Genomic DNA, 24,195 nt, shown 5'->3' with positions numbered 1-24,195 from the left:
CAAAGGACGTACGCCGGCACGCCCCAATAAGTCTTGGACTCAGGTCACCTTCCCTGACGTTGTGCCCGATTCCGCCGGATCAAGCGCCGAGCCGCAATGCTTGCATTTGACGGCTTCGCTCCGCACCGGCTCGGCACAAAACGGGCACTTCCGGTAGTCGCCAAACTGCCCAGTCTCGGCCGCGATCTGCTGACCATCCTTGGCAAGCAACACCACGACGAGCGCGACAACAGGCACCAAGAATGCGAGCGTCGCAGCAAGTACACCGCTCGCATTCCCCTGTGTCATGACCGATATACCCATCACGGTAACCGGTCCGAGAATGATGATGGCGAGGAAATACACCCATCCGCGCAGCCCCTTCTTCTTCGCGATGGCTGCCACGAGCAGAGCAAAGACTGCGTACAAGATGAAGCCGGTCAGTGGTTCCATGACTTACGTCTCCGTAGTTTGAGATGTTGCGGTGGTAGTGAACTGTCGCTGGCAGGTCTGGCGCTAGTGACGTGATGTCGTGGTGAGGGTCCCCGCTGTTCCGCGTCGCTTCAGCGACCGTCGAATTGGTCTTCGGGCACAATGACCCATCCAGGATGCGGCGCTGGTTCGAGCAGGTGTTGAGCAAAACAGTCAGTCGCCTCCCGGCGGCGCGCCACAAGCTATACGCATGAAGTGCGCTGCCATCTCCCTTGCTCTCAAACGAGATACGGTCCGCGACTCCAAACTCGCTGCCAGCGCAAGACTGGCACCGAAATTCATGTCCTCGCGACCGAACGCTGCGCAAACTGCTGCTGCTTCATGAAGTCTTGCGATACTTCGGTGGTTCTCCCACGCCCCCCAGAAGATTGCCGCGCCGAAGGCAATGAGTGCTGCGGAGATCCCAACCGCAAACCCAGTCAACGTCTTCTTGGTCACTTTCAAACATCCCCCGTTATTAGTTTAATGGCGCGGTCAGCGGCAAGCGAATTCGTTCTCGGGCACGGCAACCCATGCAGGATGTGGTGAATGTTCGAGCAAGTGTCCGATGCTGCAATCTCGGGCAACGGTCGCCACGCCGCCAGCAGATGAGAGGGTCTTGGCCCTTGTGCGGGTAATGCTTCGTTGGTGAGAAAGGAGCCCAGGCTGTCGGAAAGCGCGCGCGGGTATGAATTAGGGTGTGCGCGCGCTTAGAGACAGGGTAAGCAGTCTACGGCCGCGAATAGCCCTCTTTGTGCAAGCCCACGCGGCCAGCCGCTCCCGTGACCGAACACACGTCGTCGTAGCGAAGCCAGCCGTTCCGTTGATCGAAGCGGAACACCGTCTGCGGCTTTTCGAAGGCACGCGTGACGAACTGGAAGCGATGCACGACGGATTCAATGTCACCACGCCCTCCCCGGCGACAAGTACTGCCCGTCGCGCCTTCGTGAGTTTCATCAGTGGCAGCGCATGTCTGCGGCACGCGGGTAAACGAGGTCACGTCGGTGCCCATTTTGTCAGCTTCGTGCAACCGGTTTCAGAGTCCGGCTTAACCGCAATCGGTGTGACATCGGTGTCGTTCGTGTGATCGTTGGAGGCTCAAAACAAGTTCAGCGCAGGATTGCCCGAATCACGTCACGTACTACTGTCCAGACAGTCGCGCGTACCGCTGTGCGTACGGCCATCTCACCGATGCCCATGCGGTTGTTCTGCCGCACTGGTACGCCGGCAGTCTCCCTGACTGGAACACCTAGCCTGCGCTTTAGCCCGTCCGGATCGCGCTCATATTCATCCGCAACGCGATTGCGGGCTTCCTCGATGTGCTGAACCATTTTTCTAAAGTTTTCCGGGCTGTCTTTAGGACCGCCTTCGCCACGGATGACTTTCGCTTTGTTTTCTTCGCAATCGCGCGCGAATCCAAGCACAAGCTTGCGTGCACCATCCTCATCACCGCGACTGGCAGCACTAAGGAAGAGCTGCCAATGTAGCTCAACCAAATCATCGGCAAATTTGCGTACTTCGGCGTCGCGATCGGTTGTTGTGTTGTCGCCAACCATCTCTCTCGGAGTCAAACCTTCACTCATTTTTTTCTTTCTTGTTAGTGGCTGCGGGTACACCTTCGAATAACGCAACAATACCCGGCCCGACACATTTTGCCCAATACTTTGTGAAAACGCGCCCGTGACGCCTGCTTAACGTCGAGCGTCTTGGATTTTGAGGGCGCGGCGTTCGAGCTGGAACAAGCAGTAGGTGAGGTGTTACGGGCGTTGCTACGGCGGAAAGGCTTATCGCAGGAAGCGCTCGCCCCTGCCGCCGAGATGGAACGGAACTACGTCTCGCTGATTGAGAGGTCGTCACAGCCCGAGCATTCGCGTCATCTGGAAGCTATGCGCGGCGCTCGACGTGACTCCATCCGCATTTTTGGTCGCAGCGGAAGCCCGCCCTGGCGAGCACGCGAAACGAACCTCTGCCAGCGACTAGCGACTAGCGACTAGCGACTAGCGACTAGCGAAGCATCTATTATCCTTCGCTGGTCAGAGAGTCCGAAAGACAGTTCGAACAACGTCTGATACTGGGCAGCGAAGCCAGCCGCGTCACGTGCAGGATGTTCAGGTCGCGGCTCGACATCAATGACGTGCTCGATCCCGGGGAACCGCTTCGGCCAAGAAAGCGTCAGCATAAGCTTTCTTTATGTTTTCACTGGTAACGAGGCCTGGATTGGCACGGCATTGCGTGGGAGATGCCAGTCAAGAGCACATCGAGAAACGGCCGCTCGACTCTCGCTAACAAACTCGCGCAGCGCGGTTTGCCACGACACAGCGGTTTGCACGGGCTTCGGTGCGGCAAGCAAAAAAGTGCGCATGGCCGCCTGTCGACATGGAGCTGATGCGCGCTGCTGTCAGCGCGACTATTGCCGGCTACAGCGGTGGATGGCCTTCGTATGTGGCGGCCGACGCATCGGTCTCCAACCAGGCAACCTGATGCGATGTCCATGCGCGCATGACGGGACGCAGACCTGGATCAACATCGAGCGTCGCTACACGCAGAACGACGAATGGAAGTTCCGGACGCTCTGCATATACATGGCTTCCACAGGTTCCGCAAAAGTGCCGTAGTTTTCCCGGGCTTGACTCGTAGGTTCGCAAATTCTGCTGCCCAGATATCAGCTTGAAGTGTTCGCGCAGAATCCGTGCTGCCGTATTGTGATGCGCGGAATGAGTCTTTCGACAAGTCTTGCACATGCAATCCCATACTTCACTTGCAAAGTCCTCCACCACGTATTGCACGGCCTGACAAAGACAGCTCCCTTCGATCTTCATAGTGACTAATCCCAAAAAACTACCCAGGGAACAAAACCTGAGCTACCTGCCTAGTTGACAACCTGGTTAATTAAAGTGCGGCAATGCCCACGCAGACTAGGGGCGCTGGGCCGCTACGCTTTTGAGGTGGTATTTTTTCGCCAGCAGAAGAAGTTTCACGGGTCTGCTCCTTCTGGCGCACTCAGTTGGCATTGCCAGCGGAGCCAGTTTGCGAATGAAGGCTCCGAGTATCAAGCCGTCTGTCTGATGCGTAAGTCGGACGCGGTCGTCAATGCTTGCGCGGTCCCGCAAACGAGTGGGACAACGTTATTCCAGCGTGTATCGGCAAAACTGGCCTCGGTTAGCGATTTCAGCAGCGCGTGATCGCTGGCAAGCGCGTCGCTGAAGTACGCCTTGAGAAAGTCGAGCCAGGCACGCGTTTTTGTCTCCATGTATCGATGAGATGGGAACAACGCGTATATATCTCTGTTTTGCAGGGTGTATTCAGGAAGAAGACGTACAAGCGTTCCGTCCTGTAACCCTTCGAGCGCAGCATGAACCGGCAAGAGGCCGATACCCATGCCTTGTCTAATCGCTACAGTAAGTGTCTCTGCGATATTGACCTTTACTGCGCCCCGGACCTCCTTCACCACACTACCCTCTGGCCCCTCAAGTAACCATTGGTTATCTGCGAACGTGGGATTGCTCAACAGTAGACACTCATGCCTGCTCAAGTCTTGAGGCAACGCAGGTGCTCCGTGTCGTGCGACATAGGATGGTGAAGCACACAGGACGCTAAACGTGGATCCCAGTCGGGTTGCGGAATACTCCGAATCCGGCAGAGATTGAACTGCAACTACAGCCATGTCGGTTTTTCCGTCATACAGATCCGGCATTGCCTGCGCCATTTTCAGCTCAAACTCCACACCGGGATATAGCTCCCTGTAGCGAGCTATAGAGGGCAAGACATAGTGCTGTGCGATGCTGACGAAACTCTGGATGTGCAACGTACCGTTGATGTCCGCGTGATCTGCTGCCAGGACTTGCTCTGCGTCCGCGATTTCAGCAAGAATTCGCATTGCTCGGGCCAGATATTGCTCGCCGGCCGATGTCAGTGAAAGTTTGCGCGTCGTGCGCGTCATCAAGCGTACACCGAGATGAGCTTCGAGTTCCTTGACAGACCGCGACACTGCGCCTGTCGCGGTATTTAGCGCAATTGCCGCTTTGGTAAACGTGCCAGTTTCTGCAACCCGCACGAAGGCGCGCATAGCGTTTAAAAGATCCAACTTCTTCCCCTTTCGATGACTCAGGTGCGGAACAGACAAGATCGGCACTTTGAAAACGTGAGTTCGAATGGCCTATCGCGCCCGATTGCGCTGGAATAGCCTGAAATGCTGCTGACCATCGAACACCGCGCCAGCTTGCATCTGCGGCGTCCCGGGATTTCGAACAGTTTCGGTACTATAGTCGGATCAGTTGTTCTCCGTTAGTGAATAATTTTGAAGAACTTGTTCTCTTTTGATGCTCACAAATCTTCAAGGCACGGGGTCTCGACCATTGCCTGCCATGGCACTAACCACATGAACCGGAACTGGTATCAGAATGCGGCATCGCAGGCATAGTGGATAGACTGGAATCCGACGTTTAGCGCGAGCGACGTCTCGGCCTTAGGTAGGAGAATGCCTGCCCCACCAAGATGGGATGGGATGTGAGTCGATCGACTCTCTCAAACCGTTCCGTAGCGCGGCCGTTGATTCGAACAAGAACCGGACGCTCGGGTGACAGCCATTCTGCGAGCGCCTCTCGAGGGGCTTCCTTGACGCGTGTTTCCACCGGACCCTACTGTCAACAATGACAGCATCAGCCCCGCTATTCAGTGCATTCTGGAGATAAAAAAACGAAAGGTATCTATGACCAGCAGGAGCCGAGAAGCGGCGGCTCCGTGCATTCAATCACTTCCGCTGTGCCTTGGCGGCTATTTTCAGGCAAGCTGAAACACCGAAACACCACCTTGCAGGCTAATCGCTTGATCTTCAAGAGATTTTGCGGCTGCAGCCGCCTGTTCAACCAGAGCGGCATTCTGCTGGGTAACACTATCCATGAGGCCAACTGCCTGATTCACCTCTTCAATACCGACGCTCTGCTCCTCCGCAGCAGCGGCAATCTCGACGATGATTTCCGAAATTTGGCGCATTGATTGTTCAATCTGGGACATCGAGTCGCTCACCATACTTGCCTGGTGGGCACCACCGTTGATGGTCTGAGTTGAAACGTTGATCAAATCTTTAATCTCACGTGCGGCAGTGGCAGAACGTTGTGCAAGGCTGCGAACCTCGCTCGCCACGACCGCAAACCCTCTACCTTGCTCGCCTGCTCGTGCGGCTTCAACTGCAGCATTCAGTGCCAGAATATTGGTCTGAAACGCAATTCCTTCAATAATTGCTGTGATTTCCGAGATTTTGGATGAGCTTTCGCTAATTTTTGACATGGTAGCAACCATGTCATCGACCGCCTGTGTTCCTGTGCCCACGACACCAATTGCAGTGGTCGTCAGCGTGCTTGCGTGTTTGGCGTTGTCTGCGCTCTGCCGAACTGCAGTCGTAATTTCCATCATGCTCGACGCAGTTTCTTCCAGTGACGCTGCTTGCTGCTCTGTGCGAGCGGACAGGTCTGCATTGCCTGCTGCGATCTCCGTCGACGCCACGCGGACGTGATCGGTGGCATTCCGGATACCTCTAACTGTCTCTTGCAACTGCTTGCTCATCCGATGCAATGAGAACATCAAGCTGGAGGTATCGCCAGTATCCAGCACAACCGGCGAATCGAGCCTTCCCCTGGCGATTTCCTGGGCAAGATTTTGTGCGTGCGAGGGCTCACCGCCGAGCTGCGCCAGGATGCTACGTGATGTGACCAAAGCAAGAACCAACGAGAAAATCAAACCCGCGACCCCGAGCGCAATCAAAGTATTCCTGCTGCTGGCATAAGCCAGATGAGCCTCAGCGGCGGTCTTCGCACTCTTTTTCACCTCGTAGTCGCGGAAACGCCCGAGGAGGTCAGTCCAGGCCGTAAGCGCCGGGCTAGTCTCGTTGACGAGCATTTCGAGTGCATGGGGATCATTGCCCAGTCCCAATCGTGTGTTATCGCTTAAAAGCTTTGATGCGACTCCACCCAATTGAGCGGCCTGTTCGAGAAAACGGCGTTCCTCGTCGTCCGTCATGGAGCTCGCGTCGAACAGTCGCTGGAGGCGTTGCATCGCCTCACCGTACTCCGTAAGCCGCTCGGTAACTTTCGATTCCTGAGCCTGTTCGCCGGTCTCGGTGTGAGCCACGATAAGTCTCTGCATTGCAAGCGATGCGCCTTGCGCTTTCCCCATGGCGCGGCCCAACTCTCCGAGTTCCGATGCCCCAGTGTCCAGTCCTTCACCCACGACCACGTTCATCGAATACAGCTTTGCGATGGAGATTGCGACCACTGCCAAAAATAGTACGACGAGAATACTAAAACCCGCCGTCAAGCGGGTGCCGACGGTGTATTTTGTGAGAAACATAGGCGACTCATCCTGAGTTGAATAAACATTGTCTCTTCCGACCGTCGCCCTTACCTGGACCAAGCGGCTTTTTCATCTTCGTTTAACGTCCACCAACTCTTTGGTTGGCTGGTTTTTATATCTGTTGTACTAATAAATTTACGGTAAATTCATTCAATCCTTTATCCCCGCAACGTTCGATATCCGATCGTGCGTGGGCTATAGCTGCGTAGCCACGCATTCAAAGCGAGCCATTCGAGAGTTAAGCGCGCACCGAATGTCGACCAGAGAAGCGAAATTCATCTGGTCGGCATTCAGCGGACTTCAAAGCTGTCTCCATGAATCGACGAATGTGCCTTATCCAGATAAACGCGCGATCCAGCCCTGGGACTCAGGGTCATAGGCGGGGTATTGGGCTAGCACGAGGGGATCGTGTCCTGGAATCACATGTGACGGTGAACTTGCCAGAGCTACAAGCGTCCGAAATCCGTCAAGCATCGCACCAACGTTGTTGACAATTGGATATGGCCGCTCCTCGTGGATGTTCGCATAGAAATGCGTCGCGTCTGAGGCCAATACAATCCAGCCTCGCGCTGTATGCACGCGCACCACCTGCAGACCATCGGTGTGTCCGCCTATCCTGTGCAGGCTTACTCCTGGCGCCAACTGCCCCGTGCCGTCGTGAAACTGCACCCTTCCCGAGAAGACTCGATCGACCATTGCTTTCACGTCATCGACCTCAAACGCCTTGCTTAACGCGCCGTGGCACATACACCTTCCCGTGCAATACGCCATCTCCCTATCCTGCACGTGATACGTCGCCCGAGGAAATAATTCGTGATTGCCAGCATGGTCAAAATGAAGGTGCGTAATGATGACATCTTCAACCTGCGCTGGATCGATTCCAATCCTGGACAAACCTTGTTCAACACTTCTTGTGATCGTGCGCCCACGTTTGTGCGCAACGGCTTCACCGAAACCAGTGTCAACCACGAAGGTTTTCTCCGGACCAACGATTGCCCAGACAAAGTAATCCAGCGGCATGGGGACGTCGTGCGTGTCCCCGCCGAGAAAGTTGTCACTTGAGTTGCGTGCGTGCTCTGCGTACTTGATCGCATAGACGTCATAGCACGGAATATCAGACTTCACGTCTGTACCTCCTGACTGACCTACTGGTGCAAAGGGATCGACAAGGACGCTCGGCGCGCAATTATAGTCATATTGTATGACAGCGCAATAATTTGTCTTACGTCGCGCGAGCAATGCCGGATCGGGGTCGTATGCCTTACCCGCAATGCTTACGACTTGCCTACCAGCAAGTCAAAGTTCTCAAAGCAGGTTGACGGATTGTATGACAGGAATATAATCCTAACGACTGATACGTAGTGCATTTGTACAACACGACGCATCAACCCATTTCTGACCACCAATGGAGACAAGTTGGCTCGGACTTTCCGTTCGGGCTGACAACTGCCACGATGAACAAGCCTCAACGGATCGGATTTATCGGCCTCGGTATGATGGGTACGCCGATGGCACAATGCCTCGCCCGCGCTGGTTTCGACGTTTTTGTTTCGGACGCAGATCCGAAGCGCGTTGCTGCAGCGAGCGATGAGCCTCGTATCTCTGAGCTCAAAATCAGTCAGCCAGACCAGACGCTGGAGCTGGATGTACTGATCACCATGCTTCCTAACTCGTCGATTGTCGAGCGCGTGCTGCTCGGCGACGAGAACGCGCCCAATTCGGGTTGGGCTGCACGTCTGCCCCGAGGCGCCGTTGTAATCGATATGAGCTCGTCTGAGCCGGAGCGTTCACGCAAACTCGGCGCCCAACTCGGCGAAGCCGGGCTCGGTTATCTCGATGCCCCCGTCTCGGGCGGGGTAAAGCGCGCGGTTGAAGGAAAGCTGGCAATTCTTGTCGGCGGCTCCCAGGAGACCCTTGAGCGTTGCCGCGCACTCTTCGATGCGATGGGCAGCAGCGTCCTACATATTGGCGAGGCCGGCAGTGGACACGCTGCGAAGGCTCTCAATAACTACGTTTCTGCTGCTGGCCTGACTGCGACAGTTGAGGCACTCCATGTTGCCAAGCGCTTCGGGATCGACCCTGCCGTCATGACTGACGTGCTCAATGCTTCGTCTGGACGTAGCAATACGTCAGAAAACAAGGTCAAACAATTCATGCTGAGCGGCTCGTTTGCTTCGGGCTTCGCGTTGCAACTCATGAACAAAGACCTGAAGATTGCACACGCCCTTGCCAAGTCGGTTGGCTATCCCATGCAACTCGGCGATGAGTGCGTTGCTCTGTGGGACGAAGCAGCATCAGTATCGACGCCGGCAACCGACCACACCGAGATGTACAGAATTCTTGGCGAGGAAGGCTAAAGTGAGCGAATCAACTTTTCCCGCAGCAGAACACGCCAGTCGGTTTTATATCGATGGCCACTGGGTTTTGCCCAATGCAGAGAGTTGGTTCACGCTGATCGACCCTTCGAATGAAAAGGACATCGGTCGTCTCGCGATGGGCAACACCGCCGATGTGGATGTCGCAGTAGCGGCTGCCCGTAAGGCGTTTCCGGCCTGGTCTGCGACCTCAGTTCAAGAGCGGATCTCGCTACTCAGGCGTATCGTTGAACTGTACGAAGAACGCGTGGACTCGTTTGCCGAGGCCATGAGGCTCGAGATGGGTTCTCCCATCACTTTCGCCAGAAATGGCCAGGCGGCTCGCGGCCCTGCGCACCTGAACGCTTTGATTCGCGTTTTGGAGGAGTTCGAGTTCGAAACGATGCAAGGGAGTACCCGCGTCGTGCTGGAACCGATTGGCGTCTGTGGCCTCATCACCCCCTGGAACTGGCCGATCAATCAGATCGTCGTCAAGATCGCACCTGCACTGGCGGCCGGTTGCACCATGGTGCTTAAGCCAAGCGAGTATTCGCCACTCAGCACGCTGCTCTTCGCGCAGGTACTACACGACGCGGGAGTTCCGCCAGGGGTCTTCAATCTCGTCAATGGTGACGGTCCGAACGTTGGCGCCGCTATCGCAAGCCATCCCGACGTTGACATGGTCTCGTTCACGGGGTCCACGCGAGCAGGTGTTCTCGTGGCGAAACTTGCGGCTGAGTCCGTCAAACGCGTCGGACAGGAGCTTGGTGGGAAATCTGCGAATATCCTGCTGGAAGACGTCGATCTCGAGGACGCTGTAAGTCGGGGCGTAGCCGCCTGCTTCACAAACTCGGGACAATCCTGCTCCATTCCCACGCGTATGCTGGTGCCTCGCGCACTGATGCAACAAGCTGCTGAGATCGCATCGAGAGTCGCGGCAGGTTATCGCGTCGGCCCAACCGAAGACCCGTCAACTCAGCTTGGCCCCCTCGTGAATCGCAGCCAGTTTGAGCGGGTGCAAGCACTCATCCAGCAAGGCATCGATGAGGGTGCTCAGCTAGTCGCTGGCGGCCCTGGTCTGCCCGAGGGTCTCGAGCGTGGCTACTTCGTGCGCCCCACGGTCTTCTCTGGTGTGACCGCGAGCATGACCATCGCACGCGAGGAGATTTTTGGCCCAGTCCTTTCGATCATGCCGTATGACACGGAAGAGGAAGCAATCGCGATTGCGAATGGCACAGAGTATGGTCTTGCAGCATACGTGCAATCTCGCGATATCGAGCGCGCTCGCCGTGTAGGACGGGCCATGCGAGCAGGCGGGGTCCACCTTAACTATCCGCCAGCAGACTTCTTCGCCCCATTCGGCGGATACAAACGCTCCGGAAACGGACGTGAATGGGGAGAGGCTGGATTGCGTGAGTACCTTGAGACCAAAGCTATCGTGGGCTACGCACCAACCTGAGTCTGGCAGATAAGCCCTTCCCGGGCAGGCAAAATTTTTTGCCCATTTTAATTGTATGACAATCATTATGCCGGACAGAAAAATTCTTATCTGTCCGGCCGATAACCGAGGATCGATGATGGAAAACGAACGTTTTGAGAAAGGTTTCGCAAACCGCAAAGCTGTACTGGGTGACGCGCACGTAGAAAAGTCGTGGGCCAATGCTGACGACTTCAATCGCCCCATGCAGAAGTATGTGACGGAAGCATGCTGGGGCGATATCTGGAGCGACGATACGCTGCCGTTCAAGACCCGCAGCCTGCTCAATCTGGGCATGTTGACCGCAATGAGCCAGCACCATGAACTCTCGGTTCATGTGCGCGGTGCGCTGCGCAATGGCGTGACAAAGGATGAGATCCGTGCAGTTCTTATGCAGACGGCAATCTACTGTGGCGTGCCCCTCGCACTCGCAGCGTTTCGCATCGCCACCGAAGTGATCCAGGCCTATGAGGCAGAAGTCGCTGCCCGCTAATTGAGAGCTTTGGAGGAGACGGTTAGATGAAAATCCGAGCCGCTGTGCTTGAGCAATCCGGGATGGCAACGCCCTATGCGGAATCCCGTCCGTTAAAAATACAAACGGTGGACCTTGCTCCGCCGGGCCCCGGTGAAGTTCTGATCCGAATCGCGGCCGCAGGGATCTGCCACTCTGATCTGTCAGTTGTTGATGGCGTCAGGCCGCGCCCGCTCCCGATGGTAATCGGCCACGAGGCAGCTGGCGTAGTTGAAGAGGTTGGCCCATACGTCAATGATCTCCAGAAAGGCGACCATGTCGTGACGGTGTTTGTCGCTGCGTGTGGTCACTGCAATCCCTGCGCGAGTGGTCGCCCTGCACTCTGCGAACCGGGTGGAGTCGCTGGCTCGGCCGGTGGGTTGCTCGGTGGCGGACATCGGCTGTCTCGCGACGGCGTCCCTCTGTACCATCATTCCGGTGTCTCAGCGTTCGCGGAGTACGCGACTGTCTCGCGCCACTCTCTGGTGAAAGTCGACCGCGATATCCCACTTGAGGAGGCTGCTCTCTTCGGTTGCGCTGTTCTTACCGGAGTCGGATCTGCCGTAAATGCCGCACGCGTGCAGCCCGGGTCACAGGTCGCAGTCATCGGCCTCGGTGGCGTTGGACTTGCCGCATTGCTCGGCGCGGTCGCCGCTGGCGCCTCTCGTATCGTCGCAATTGACGTCAATGACGAAAAGCTGACGCTTGCGAAGGTGCTGGGTGCCACCGACGTCTTTAACGCCAAAACACCGGATGTCGCTCAAGCGATCATCGAAGCGACGCGAGGGGGCGTCGATACCGTGCTGGAGACTGCCGGCGCTGCAGCCGCGCTGGATCTTGGCTACACGATCGCGCGACGGGGCGGCGAACTGGTGACCGCAGGCCTGCCGCCCCCCTCTACCAAGTTCGCAATTCCTGCGGTTTCTCTCGTTGCGGACGAAAAATCGATTCGAGGCAGCTATCTGGGTAGCAGCGTACCGTCACGTGACATGCCTCGCTATCTTGATTTGTATCGTCGTGGTCGGCTGCCTGTGGACCGCCTGGTCACCCACCGCCTCAAGCTGGATGACATCAATGAGGGGATGGACCGACTTCGACTGGGCGCTGCGGTGCGCCAGATCGTAACAATGTAAGTACCGGCGCCTCTTGGGGCGCCCTTTCCAGCATTGGCACTTGGTACGGGGCACGCCTGGCGGCCCATTAGTGTAAAAATCTCGGAGACGCATCATGCATTCAGGCCTCAAAGCTACCGCCAGCGGTTGCGAAACGCATGCAGAACAAGGAATTGGAAATTCCACTGCACGCGTTATTGCAGCGGCATCGATCGGCACCGTCTTTGAGTGGTATGACTTCACACTCTACGGCGCCCTGGCAACCGTCATTGCCTCACGATTCTTCGCCGGCGTCGATTCCACCACAGGCTTCATCTTTGCACTTCTGACGTTTGGCGTGGGCTTTATCATGCGCCCCGTCGGTGCGGTGATCTTTGGACGCATTGGCGACAAGATCGGGCGCAAGCGAACGTTCCTCGTGACGATCATCATCATGGGTATCTCGACAGTCGGCGTCGGGTGCCTTCCTGGCTACGCCTCGATTGGGATTGCTGCTCCGATCATCCTCATTTCCCTTCGAATGCTCCAGGGCCTCGCGCTGGGTGGCGAGTACGGTGGTGCCGCAACCTATGTCGCTGAACATTCTCCGATTAAACGGCGCGGTTTCAACACTTCCTGGATCTCCGCGACCGGGACTATCGGACTTCTGATGTCCTTTGCAGTTGTGCTGGCGACCCGCGCCCTCACTGGCGAAAACTTCGAAGTCTGGGGCTGGCGTTTGCCGTTCATTTTCTCCATCCTGCTTCTCCTGATCTCGCTGCTCATTCGCATGCGCATGGAAGAGTCCCCTGCGTTCCAGGCACTCAAAAGCGGCAACCGCCTCTCTCGCGCTCCACTTACGGAAACCTTTCTTGAGTGGACGAACATCAAGCGACTGCTGGTTGCATTGTTCGCCATTTGCGGAGGCATGACGTGCGTGTACTACACGGCAGTGCTTTTGCCGACCTTCTTCCTTACTCATACGCTGAAGGTCGATGCCTCGGCAGCGAATGTCGTCGTCACGCTTGCGACGCTCGTCTGCACACCGCTTTTCCTGCTGGCTGGTTGGCTGTGTGACCGCTTTGGCCGCAAACCGGTTCTGATGACGAGCTTCCTGCTCATGGCTGTGACAATCTTCCCGATCTTCCACGCCATGACCCGTTACGCCAACCCGGCGCTGGCCCAGGCTCAGGAGAACGTCCCCGTGTGGGTCGAAGCCGACGCCAAGACCTGTTCGTTCATGTTCAATCCGACGGGCTCGCGCAAGTTTACGAGCTCATGCGACATTGCTCGTCAGGCGCTCACTGATGCAGGCGTGAGCTATGAAACACGCGATGCGGCGGCCGGACAGCAAGCTACCGTGCATGTGGGAGACCACAGCATTCGGGCCTACGATGCCAGCGGACTCAGTGCGGCCGATGCGAAGCTGCAGTCGACATCGTTTCTCAAAGCGTTGCGAGGCAACCTTGACAGCGCGGGCTTCCCCCGCAGCGCAGCGCCGGAGCAGTTCAACAAGCCAATGGTGTTCGTCCTGCTCGTCATTCTGCTCGCGCTGATGACCCTTGCGCTCGTCCCTACCGGACCCGCTCTTGTCGAGATGTTCCCTACTCGCATTCGATATACGTCGATGTCCTTTCCGTACCACTTTGCGAGCGGCTGGATCGGCGGCCTGCTGCCGACAATCTCCTTTGCCTTGTCGGCCCAGGAAGGCAACATCTACTTCGGTCTGTGGTATCCGTTCGGCTGGATTGTTCTGTCACTCGTTGTCGCGTTCTTTTTCTTGCGCGAGACGAAAGACGTTGACCTCTCGGCCGACTACTGATTTCCGTCGCTCACCTGGGCACGTTGACGTATGCGGTGCCACTTACCGCAGTGCGTCGTACACACACCGTCAAGGTCTGGTCCCCCCATCGCCGAAAGGCGTTGGGGCACAATTACCTTAAGCGTACGCGTTTGGCAGTTCTCTCAAGGTCGTTTGTTATGCCGGCAGTGTACAATCCGGATGAATGATTGTCTGACAGGATGTCACATGAGTACCGAAATGGAGTTGATCCGGCCCGACACCTTGCGCAGCAAGGTTGAAAACTCGCTCCGAGATGCGATTATGGGCGGCCGCTTCCAACCCGGGGAAAGGCTTGTCGAGCGGGATTTGTGCGAGCGGCTAGGTGTGAGTCGGACTTCAATCCGCGAGGCGTTACGTAAGCTGGAAGCCGAGCGGCTCGTTACAATCGTTCCGCATAAGGGCCCGATGGTTGCAACAATCTCGGCAGACGAGATTAGCGACCTCTATGCGCTTCGAGGTCTGCTTGAAAGTTATGCTGCGAGGGAATTCGCCCGCCTGGCCGACGATCGTGCCATTGAAGAGTTCGGCCGCTCCATCAAAGAACTTAAAGCTCAGGCTACCGCAAGAGACCGTGATGGTGTCCTGAGGGCCAAGTCACAGATGTACGGCGTCCTTCTTGGGCACTGCGGCAACCACTTGATCGGCGAAATGCTAAGCGGCCTGTACTCGCGCATCAACCTCCTGCGTGCGACGTCGCTCATGGAGCCCGACCGTCTGGCAAAGAGTATGAAAGAGATTGATGCCCTCTACAAGGCACTGAGAGCCCGCGACCCTGACGCCGCTGAACAAGCCTCCCGGACGCATGTGGCGAATGCATACGAGGCGGCTTTGAGGATTCTCGTGCAAATGGAACAGGCGCGCGACGCCCTCTAACCGCCCATGGACGAGCGTGCGCCGAATGCCTGGGCGTCACACGTTGTGGATCTGTACTGCGCGCCCCGGATGCGGTCAGAATCGTCAAAAAATCCTCGTAGCTGAATCACGCAAATCGCGGGAGGCTAACAAGGCCTCTACATCTCCCCGCCAAACCGACGGAAGCAGCCAATTTCGTCACGTCGATATGGGCTGCGATCCTAAAATCCTCGAGTGCAGTGCAAGTCGTCTAAAGCATGCGCACAGCATTTGACCTATTTTGTGCGAGGCCCATAGCGAAGCCGCAGATGCTCGCGCGCAGATCTGCACGCGTCGGGTGATCGTTAATGCACTGAGCCCGTGGGAAGCTCCCACATGGAACTGCGATGACGGCGGGCTCGGAATTGACCGCCAGTCAGCCTAGCGCCTGGTGCCCTATCTCGTTCATCCGGAGCCGATGCATAATTACAAATTCGCGGTCGGGGATTACGATGACTACACAAGAGGAAGTGGGCGGCGCAAATGCCTCCTATCGGGGCTACGACTATCAAAAGCTGGTGACCGTCTGGGTCGCATTGAAGCTGAACTTTGGACCTGACGCGCGCGCCGACGAAATTATCGTCGAACCCGCGTCTCACGACGACGTCAAGGCACGCCTTACTGTGCAGGCCGATGACGCCGACGGTAATATCACCGTCGCCGGTGACGATGAACTTCACGTCCAAATCAAGTTCAAAGGCGCTGGTCACTGGAGTGCAAAAAATTTTGCTGCCGTAGTCAAGGACAAAGAGAGCAAAGGGAAGCGCGGACCAGGCCAGCGTTCCAGGGCAAAGACGCTGCTCTTACAGGAACCGAATCGCCGCTATGTGTTCATCACCAATACGTCCATTGACGGCAGCTTGGTGGACGGCCGGGTCGCGAGCCCAGCGGAACGCCCAAAACCTGGCTTTGTACCGAGCAATCTTGCTCTCAATGCTGCGCAGAACAAAGTCTTGGCGGGCCGCTTCGCGCTGATAGAGCAAATGACACTATCGGAAACGGATCAACAAATTAAGGCGTTGCTCGCCAAGCACCTTAAAGTCCCGTCACAGAATCTCGATCGCTGCGTCAGCCGTCTAAAGCAATTAGTCGAAGACCGCTTTCTCGGTGTCCCGGACCCTCTACGCAAAGTCCACATTGAAAAAATAGCGGAAGAACTCGGCGGGCTACCACACGCCAACCCGCAGCTTGCCTATTACAGCGCGCCCGCGAGCCGGCCGGAAGCCGAGAAGCGGCTGGCACGCTTCGGAGCAGTTTTGTTAGTTGGTCCCTCGGGCTATGGCAAATCCCTGACGGCCGAAAGCCTTGTGCTTGAGCGACGCAATGCAACCCCGCCGTTTAAGGTGATCCGTGAAATCGCGGGGCTTAGTGGCATTGAACAAGCTTTAGTCGAACCCGGCCCGGTGCTGTTCCATCTTGAGGATCCATGGGGGCAGTCGGGGTTAAATACTTACGATGCAGCGCAATGGACATCGCGGCTGAGCTCGCTAATTCTCCGTGCCTCAGCCGAGAAGCAATTCGTTATTACCTCTCGCAGTGAGATTTATCGCGAAGCGTTAGGCGAAGCTCCCGCACCTGTGTGGAACGACAGGACCGTTGTTATCGACGGAGGAGCATATGACCAACCAGCCAGGTTGGCGATCCTCCATGACAACCTCTCCTCCGCCGGTTCGTGGAAGCAAGACCTCGCCCGTCAGCATGAGTCTCGCTTGCTGCGGGACTTGCAATCGCCCCAGGAGATCACCGCTTTCACCCGGGAGCTGAAAGCTGTCACGGCGCCGATAGACGCGGCCATTGGCAGGCTCATCGATAGAGCGCTAACTGATAGCCGAAAGCATGTCGTGATGGAGCTTGTTCGAGGCTTCGGTGACCAGGGAGTTCGAGGCGCTGCTGTCCTTTGGACTCTTTTGAGACATTCGCGCCCCCTTCAGCGCGAAAGGCTTCGCAGTCTTCGAAGATGCATTGACCGTGCCGGCTGCACTGAACTCGCGCTCGACGACTTGGCAGAACAACTCGCTCAGACCCAGTTGGAGATTGACGCCGACGATGTATTCTATGCGCACAGCAAGGTGGCCGAGGCGCTGGAAAACCTTGCCCGCACTTACCCACGCGCTGCCGAGACAGCTTTGAATGCTGCTGCAAAGGCCGCTCTCGAGCTAGTCGAGAAGGATCCAGACTGGCTTGACGAGATTCAGCGCCTTGTTGACGGTTCGCGAGAGTTGAGAGACCAGGGCGTTACTCTCAATGAAGATATCGTGCAAGCCGTCGATACACTCTTGGTCAAAGGATTGCATGATTCAAGGGGGAACCGATTTATTCTCGCGTGGCAATCAGCCAGCCGGCGCCTCAGTAAAAATTCACCCATCAGTCAACTCGTCAGGTGGTTGGATCATGGCGACTCACACCGAAAACGCGATTTTGATCTTGGATGGCGCCCTCCCAAGATAACGAGCGCAGCTCGTGAAGCGGTGCTGGCGGTCGATCCATCACTAACTGTCCTCAGGGGTTTCATCTGTTATGTGCTCCCCTTTACCGATAAGTGCTATCGTGCGGACGATCTTTTACCCTGGCTGAAGGAGTTTGGCACTGATCTGTCCGAGGCGTTCTTCATCGCTGGATATGAAGTACTGCACAGTCGGCACTATGTTGTGAATGCCGAGGCGATCTCTGAATGTGCGCTGGGATGGTCCGAGCCACCCTATGATCACGTCTGGTCCCAGATTTTGGAGATCGACGCGGCGCTCAACGACATGCAACGCACGTCAGAAGAACAATACCGGCAAGCCAATCAGGGCGAACTTGACTTCGCCGACCAGTTGTTGGTGCACGACGCGGTGACAGACGAAAGCCCATCCCCGGCCCACTATGCCAGGGGCTACGTTCGTGCACGCCGAAGGCTTGAGGGTTACAGCTGGATTCCTACTCACCCCAGACCGGACATCATTCTTCCCATTTGGGCTGATCTGATGCGGATGAGTACGCCGAAAGTGACAAGTGCTGAGCTCGACGCATTTTTCGCCGAAGCGCAAAATGATGAGCAGCTACAGGTCGTGGGGTTACGCGTCATCGGTGAAAGACGGCTTGCGTTCGGCAGAGCGCGCGTGTTTGCAGCTCTCCAGTCCGGAGGAGCCAAAGCCCTTGAGGCCGCTGTCGACGCGCTTTCATGGCTGGAAGGCGACCAGAAAGACAGCAATGGACTCCCGGTGGTCGAGGCAGTTTTGCTCGACCTGATGAAAGATCTCCCGGCGACGCGCGTCGCGGTTCTCGCACCGCTCATTGCTAATTTGGAATCTTCCCCTGAGAAGGCAAAGGCTGCAGCTGAGAGAGTAGTTGCGGCCTGCAACGTATCCGTGCGACCGGTCGCGCATCTTGCCCTGCAAAGGGCGCTCCGCCCCGACGACGCGACCCTCGTCGAGCACTTTCGGCAACTAGGGCGTCCGGAAGTCCTAAAGCTCGTTATGCATGGTCCGCGTCGGCTCGCACGATGGTTGTTAGTTGTTTCTTCCGTTGAGCAGGTAGACGTCACCGCCATCGCCGAAGATTGGATGAATTCGGCGAACACTGATGACGTGGAAACCGCACTCGATGCGTTCTCGAGAATGCATTCTGTCGACAGAGCACTCAAGATTGCGCCCGCCCTTGCCCATTCCGATTACAGCGTACGGCGCAAGGCCCTGCAATTGCTTGCACCACTAGCCAATGATGAGCAAAAGCTTGGCATTCTGCAACTAGCGCGTGACAAGAGTGCCCCTGTGCGCGCAAGCGTTGCAGAGGTGATCGGGAAAGAGCAATGGAGCGATGCCTTTGATACGCTCTTCACGTTGCTGCGCGATACGCGCGACTTCGCGCGTCATCCTGAAATTCAACACCGTTCAGAGGCACAGTTTCAGGTTGCCAGGGAAGCGGCAAGCGCGCTTGCGCAACTGCAGCCCTTACCCTCAACCGTTCTGCATGGCGTCATTGAATTTCTTAACTCGAACACCGGACCGGAGATAGATGTTGCGGTTCACACTGCGCTGCTCGGACTGCTGACGAAACCGGAAAATAGGGAAATTTGGCCAGCGCTTGAGCGAGCACTAAAAGACGATCACGTAGTGGGCGGAGCCGATGAAAACCTGTACCCAATTCGCTACGAAGCCGCCTGGACTGTAGTGCGCCGTCTTGTCGCTTACCCGGACCAAATTGACGACGTTCCGTGGGCTGCCGTCGAAGGTGCGGCGATCCACTTCGACTCGCAGCTTGCCGCTCCGGCATTGATTGCAATCGGACTGAGGTTGATGACCAATTGCGGCGCCACTACGTTACAGGCCCTGCGGGGGGAGAACGCGTCGCCTGCTCGAGTAGCCCTGGCCCTCTCAATGATTGACGAGCGCGAGCATGCCCGTGGCTTAGCTACCCGACATCGGTTGCTGGCTGACGATCATCCTCTGTTCGATGATGCTGACGATATTTCGACGGTCGGGGCGACGCTCGCCAGGTGGTCACTGTCAGCAGCGGGACTAAAATGGCTGGAAATGCAAGCGACCGGAAACGACGTAGAAGCGGTTTTGCTCTGGATTATGGCTCAACGAGTCGGGCTGCCGCTGGGAGCGCCGGACTTTGAACCTTCAGAGCTGCGTCGGCAGTCCCCAATGCCGCTGATAAGTTTGGCTGAAATGTTCGGGATGGAGTGACGATAGCCAGATGCCGAGCGTGAATTCGCTTTGCCGTATGACACGCTCGTCAAATGGCAACTTTCCTATCTACGCGTCAAAGCCCCAACGTAACATCACTAGCCTCGCGAAAAAAAGCCGGAAGGCCGTGAAACTCCACAGACCTGGTCACGACAAGTTCTTCCATGGCTTGCGGGGGCCCGTTTAACAAGTGTCTCCAGACAACCGTCAAGGACGAGCCCAGGTCTAGAGTCCTTGATAGCTGCATCAGCTCACGTACTTTACCGCCCTGTCGCCGCTCATCTGAGAGATGACATTTCAGTCTCTGAGCCGCTCGGCCGTCATCGTGACTAAACTCGCTATCTAGGTGAATCAAACGAATAAGGCCTGGATGCTTGCTTCACGCAGAATATCTCAATCGAACTCAATCGTTGATGACAACGTCCGACTTCACACTATTGAAAGGACTGGCCATCGAATGCTACGTGATAAACATGCAAACCAAAACCACGTTACTGACAACAAAAGCCATAGCATCCAAATGGGCTCTACGACTTAAATTCCCCCTAAATCAAAATACCAAATCAAAATCCTTTCGCTTTCACACAAAATAATTTCAATCGACGATGCGCGCATCGATAAAATGTAAGGGTTAATAGAATTTATAAAAAATCTTCATTTTTCATGCATAAACTTACTGTGCATTGTTATACTTCACGCGAGCATCGCCTCAAATCCCAATCTTCACAGCAATTGTGATATCAGATTCGATATCGTTATTGATTCACGAAAATCATCTTTCAGATTTTGAATCGATATGCGTATTCGATAACCTTTTGCAATGAAGGCTGACTCCCTGCGTCAAATTCTATTGCGACGCGTGATTTTCCGGCTTTTTGGAGAAATGTATGAAGATAATCAACTGCTTTGCAGCTGCAGCGTTGGTCGTTGGTTCAACGATGTTGCCTATTAGTTCGACCGTCGCGAACGCTGCTACCCCAACTTCGACGGAGATTGACGCAGCGGCCAAGCAATTGGGTGCTAGTTATGACTCCAACTATGCTGCAAAGGATGCGGATGCGATGTCGAAGCTGTACGCTGAAGACGGAACCTTGGTGTCGCCCGGCGGGAAGGTAATTCATGGTAGAGCCGCGCTCAAGAACTACTATGAGCAACGGTTTGCTTCCGGTGCGCAGAAACATCACATCACAGTTGGCAGCACCGGCTCGACAGGAAACGGCGGCTTCTCCATCGCTGACTTCTCTGTTGAAGTTCCGTCCAAGAAGGGTGATATCCGCACAGAGCGCGGGCACATTCTGGCTGTTTTCACCAAAGACGTCGATGGCTGGCATTTCCTGGCTGTGGAACCGAGCGTAGCACCGAACGAGTAACCAGACAGCGCGACTGAGTAGCCACGAAAGTCAACAGCTAACGCGTATCCACCATTTGAACCAATCTCCATCGGAAAGCATGGAGGAGACACACTGTTCTGCCGAAACCCACGGCGGCAATAGTCACGAGGCTGGGTGGGCTGGGTATCGAGTCAAGGAAGGAGCCATTTCCTGAGTCCTCGACTCAATTTCCGTCGCATCAGTCGGAGCAGCGCAAACACAGTTGAAAATTGTCGCAACCTGGAGCAGCCAACTGTCCGGGACAATGCAGAAATGTCGCATGCCGCACTTCTAACGAAGAACGCGGCATCGCTCACCACAACCTATTGTATTTCGAACCTTGCCTGCTCGCTCTCGACATCCTAGCGACTCGCACGTGCGTGTAGCGCAGCAGATCGTCTGAATGCTTTCGCAGTAAAAATCGCACCGGCAAGCATGATAAGACTGGTAATCAAGAATACCGACCTCATGCCTAGCTGACCTCCGACGTACCCACCGAAAAGTGGACCAATGACTTGACCGAGGTACTGTGCTGATGTGGCGTAGCCGAGGATGTAGCCAGCCTCGTTATCTGGAACGTTGTGACGAATCACGCTCGTGATCGAGGGCATAAGTCCCGCAAGGGAGAGTCCCATCAGAAAGCGCAAGGCGATCAACTCCGATCCATTTGTCACACACGCTTGCGGTATCAGCAAGCCTGCACAAATGACTAAACACGCGACAATTACCCGTGGCGGTCCATGACGATCTGCAAGTTTACCTACGCGAGAAGCAGCTAGTACGCTACCTAGCGCGGATGCAGACATCACCAACCCCGCTACCCAGGTCACGCTCGCTGGATCACGCACGAGTTGTGTCACGTAGACGGTAATGATGGGCTCAATCGACATATTGGCGAACATCAGCAGAGCCGCCGTTATCAGCATGGCTATAACTGGCCCTCTATTAGATAGAGAGCGCCACACACTTCCAGCTTTATCGTTAGCAGATTTCCGGATGGACGTTTTCTCGCTAGATTTGTTTGGACGCTCCTTGATGAGTAGCGTCGTCGCGACGAAGGCAGTGAAAATCATCGCTCCAGCGAGAAAAAACGTGTTGCGGATGCCGATATGGGCTGGCAACAGGCCGCCTATCAATGGTCCAACAAGGTTTCCCGCCATCACGCCTGAAGCTAGCGTCCCCAGTGCCCAACCAGTTCGGTCACGCGGCGTTTGAGTGGCTACCATTACTGTTGCGCCGGACGCGTAGCCGCCGACCAATCCCGCCAGGAGCCGTAGCCCTACCAGTTGCCAGACGTTTTCGGCCAACCCCAAAAGTGACATTACGACCGCCATTCCAAGACTGGCTCGCATAAGAATCATTTTGCGGCCGTAGCGATCCGCCAGTCTGCCCCACAATGGGGCAACCAGTCCCGCAGCGAAGAACGTGGCGCCGAAGGCTATTCCCGACCACTGCACGATCGCTGCCTCACTATGTACTCCAAGTTGTTCAACGTAGAGTGGCAGGAAAGGCAACAACAGCGTCATTGCGACGATTGTTGTGAAAGAACCAAACACGCAAACTGCAAGGTTCCGTCGCCAATGCTGCGATGACGTATTGTCTGATGCATTATCCATCATAATCGCAATGAAATCAGAAGGGAAATTCTCGAAAAGGAATAAACATGTTCCATTTTTTCGAACTCGAGAATTCCCCAAAGAGACAGGATAAATCAAATGGGGCGCAGTATTCGAAATCCAGTCTTAATATACTCACTTCCACCCTACCGAGAAAGATAACTCTATGTACTAGTATCAAACGTTCTACCCTATCTCTCGCTCCACGCATTAGACCTTGCCTTCAATGCAACCCCGTGTGTCATGGGCAATCTCTGTTGTTACCTTCTGAGAAACATCGGATTAGAGTGTTGATCCGGCATCTCGCAGAGCAAGTCCCTCTATGTTTGCTACCAAAGTTGACTGTCGGAGCTGTTGCATTTCCTACCGAATTGAATCCAATAGAAGAACGCCCATCTGGCGAAGTCGGCGGACGGACTAAATTTCCTGTGGAGAATTTCTGTCAAAGAGTTCTCAACAACGGGCTGCGCCGAGGATTTAACTCGACACTATTAGAACACCCCGTTTAAGCGAAGCCGATAAGCGGGGCGTTCAGCTGAAAATGTGACAGAAGACCACTCTTGTCTTAGTTAACGAAACTTGTCGCACCGTCCTCAAGGGCAACCTCAATGACGGCAAGACCATGTTCGCTAATCCTGAACGGGAAAACCTCGCGCAACCGACTTTCGTGAACGGGGACAACCCGTGTATGGTCACCGCCGACCATCTGCATGATCCGTTCGTATGCCATCAGGATATTGATCTGATTACCCTGTGCGTAACCTACTGGTCGATACTCCGGCTCGAGTGGGTCGGCCCCCAGAAGATTCTCGTATTTGTATACCAGATCACCGACAAGTGCCCATGCATCCTGCGAGTTGCGAACTCCGTCGTTACGAACTACCACGTACTGGCTACCAGGCGTGTGTGACTTATACGCCGGCAAGAGATCAATGCCGGGTAGCACATCCTCCATTGCACCATCGACGCTTACAAGGCGGCCATTTCTCGCAAGATCAACCACCCGCAGGATGTCCGCTGGATCGATGCCGGACAGCAACCATCGAAATTTCTTATCCAGAGACAACATCCACACCCACTTCGAAAGCTCCTCCTTCTGGATATAAAAATTGGCGTTGGGGAACAAATCTATGCCACCCATATGGTCAAAGTGTGCATGGGTCAAGAATACGTGTGTGACATCATCAGGGGTTACACCGCATTCTGCCAGGACTTGCTGCGGCGGCCGCCAATTTTCCACCGAATAGGCCTTTGCCATTTCAAGGCCGTAGTCTGCGTGGTTAAATCCTACGTCAACCATTGCGCAGACGCCATTTCCCTGTATCAACACATAGCCATAAGGTAGTTTTTCGGTTCCAGCGTTGTGGTTTCCATACACAATGCTGCTGCGGGGATATTCTGAAATATATGCATACTCCAGAACATGAATTGAATACATACCCATATGCCATCCTAAATTTGATTTATGCCTTTTGCTCGATCGAGAGCATGTCGTGGTTTGCACAACCACAACACGCAGAACGGAGATCGACTATCTCGAAACCCGGGAGACAGTGCGTTGCAGTTCGAAG

General features: G+C 55.5%; 17 protein-coding genes. 8 read left to right on the top strand and 9 right to left on the bottom strand.

The features are described 5' to 3' along the window. Positions 1 to 39: 39 nt before the first annotated feature. The 7 genes from F3J17_RS04465 to F3J17_RS04435 form a co-directional block, all read right to left on the bottom strand. A complete protein-coding gene (locus F3J17_RS04465; RefSeq protein ID WP_167054125.1) occupies positions 40 to 432 on the bottom strand; it encodes a zinc ribbon domain-containing protein in 393 nt (130 codons plus the stop codon). A 748-nt stretch (positions 433 to 1,180) separates the two neighbouring features. Further along, complete coding sequence (locus F3J17_RS36155) at positions 1,181 to 1,462, bottom strand: hypothetical protein (RefSeq protein WP_240160755.1); 282 nt, start codon at positions 1,460 to 1,462, stop codon at positions 1,181 to 1,183. Between the two features lie 97 nt (positions 1,463 to 1,559). Beyond that, complete coding sequence (locus F3J17_RS04455; protein ID WP_167054124.1) at positions 1,560 to 2,033, bottom strand: hypothetical protein; 474 nt, start codon at positions 2,031 to 2,033, stop codon at positions 1,560 to 1,562. Between the two features lie 834 nt (positions 2,034 to 2,867). After that, complete coding sequence (locus F3J17_RS04450) at positions 2,868 to 3,191, bottom strand: GFA family protein (RefSeq protein WP_240160806.1); 324 nt, start codon at positions 3,189 to 3,191, stop codon at positions 2,868 to 2,870. Between the two features lie 308 nt (positions 3,192 to 3,499). Beyond that, complete coding sequence (locus F3J17_RS04445; protein ID WP_240160754.1) at positions 3,500 to 4,573, bottom strand: LysR family transcriptional regulator; 1,074 nt, start codon at positions 4,571 to 4,573, stop codon at positions 3,500 to 3,502. A gap of 656 nt (positions 4,574 to 5,229) precedes the next feature. After that, entirely contained in the window at positions 5,230 to 6,795 is a 1,566-nt protein-coding gene (locus F3J17_RS04440; protein WP_167054120.1) for a methyl-accepting chemotaxis protein, read from the bottom strand. A gap of 336 nt (positions 6,796 to 7,131) precedes the next feature. Beyond that, on the bottom strand, positions 7,132 to 7,923 hold the full coding sequence (locus F3J17_RS04435; protein WP_345891129.1) for an N-acyl homoserine lactonase family protein: 792 nt from the start codon (positions 7,921 to 7,923) through the stop codon (positions 7,132 to 7,134). Positions 7,924 to 8,252: 329 nt separating this feature from the next. On the opposite strand from F3J17_RS04435, the gene F3J17_RS04430 reads away from it, so the two are divergent. From F3J17_RS04430 to F3J17_RS04395, 8 genes are all read left to right on the top strand, one after another. Beyond that, positions 8,253 to 9,155 carry an NAD(P)-dependent oxidoreductase gene (locus tag F3J17_RS04430; RefSeq protein WP_167054118.1) on the top strand — a complete coding sequence of 301 codons (903 nt, stop codon included), beginning with the start codon at positions 8,253 to 8,255 and terminating at the stop codon, positions 9,153 to 9,155. A 1-nt stretch (position 9,156) separates the two neighbouring features. Continuing rightward, entirely contained in the window at positions 9,157 to 10,611 is a 1,455-nt protein-coding gene (locus F3J17_RS04425) for an aldehyde dehydrogenase family protein (protein ID WP_345891128.1), read from the top strand. Between the two features lie 115 nt (positions 10,612 to 10,726). Next, entirely contained in the window at positions 10,727 to 11,122 is a 396-nt protein-coding gene (locus F3J17_RS04420; protein ID WP_167054114.1) for a carboxymuconolactone decarboxylase family protein, read from the top strand. A 26-nt stretch (positions 11,123 to 11,148) separates the two neighbouring features. Further along, positions 11,149 to 12,273 carry a zinc-dependent alcohol dehydrogenase family protein gene (locus F3J17_RS04415; RefSeq protein WP_167054112.1) on the top strand — a complete coding sequence of 375 codons (1,125 nt, stop codon included), beginning with the start codon at positions 11,149 to 11,151 and terminating at the stop codon, positions 12,271 to 12,273. A gap of 94 nt (positions 12,274 to 12,367) precedes the next feature. Next, on the top strand, positions 12,368 to 14,053 hold the full coding sequence (locus tag F3J17_RS04410) for an MFS transporter (RefSeq protein ID WP_167054110.1): 1,686 nt from the start codon (positions 12,368 to 12,370) through the stop codon (positions 14,051 to 14,053). A 207-nt stretch (positions 14,054 to 14,260) separates the two neighbouring features. Continuing rightward, the gene (locus tag F3J17_RS04405; RefSeq protein ID WP_167054108.1) at positions 14,261 to 14,947 is read left to right on the top strand and encodes a GntR family transcriptional regulator; all 687 of its coding nucleotides are present in this window, start codon (positions 14,261 to 14,263) and stop codon (positions 14,945 to 14,947) included. Between the two features lie 470 nt (positions 14,948 to 15,417). After that, positions 15,418 to 19,638 carry a hypothetical protein gene (locus F3J17_RS04400; protein WP_167054105.1) on the top strand — a complete coding sequence of 1,407 codons (4,221 nt, stop codon included), beginning with the start codon at positions 15,418 to 15,420 and terminating at the stop codon, positions 19,636 to 19,638. 887 nt (positions 19,639 to 20,525) lie between these two features. Continuing rightward, entirely contained in the window at positions 20,526 to 21,008 is a 483-nt protein-coding gene (locus F3J17_RS04395) for a DUF4440 domain-containing protein (RefSeq protein WP_167054103.1), read from the top strand. 362 nt (positions 21,009 to 21,370) lie between these two features. Here the strand turns inward: F3J17_RS04395 and F3J17_RS04390 are convergent, their stop codons facing one another. Together F3J17_RS04390 and F3J17_RS04385 are read right to left on the bottom strand one after the other, a co-directional pair. Next, positions 21,371 to 22,624: a multidrug efflux MFS transporter gene (locus F3J17_RS04390; protein ID WP_167054525.1), complete on the bottom strand. Its 1,254-nt coding sequence runs from the start codon at positions 22,622 to 22,624 to the stop codon at positions 21,371 to 21,373. Positions 22,625 to 23,189: 565 nt separating this feature from the next. Continuing rightward, positions 23,190 to 24,068, bottom strand: coding sequence for an N-acyl homoserine lactonase family protein (locus F3J17_RS04385; protein WP_167054101.1), 879 nt, complete (start codon positions 24,066 to 24,068; stop codon positions 23,190 to 23,192). Positions 24,069 to 24,195 lie beyond the last annotated feature (127 nt).

This window comes from Burkholderia sp. Ax-1719 (assembly GCF_011753055.1).
In the GTDB taxonomy this organism is placed as follows: domain Bacteria; phylum Pseudomonadota; class Gammaproteobacteria; order Burkholderiales; family Burkholderiaceae; genus Paraburkholderia.
This window is presented reverse-complemented; position numbering and strand designations above follow the sequence as displayed.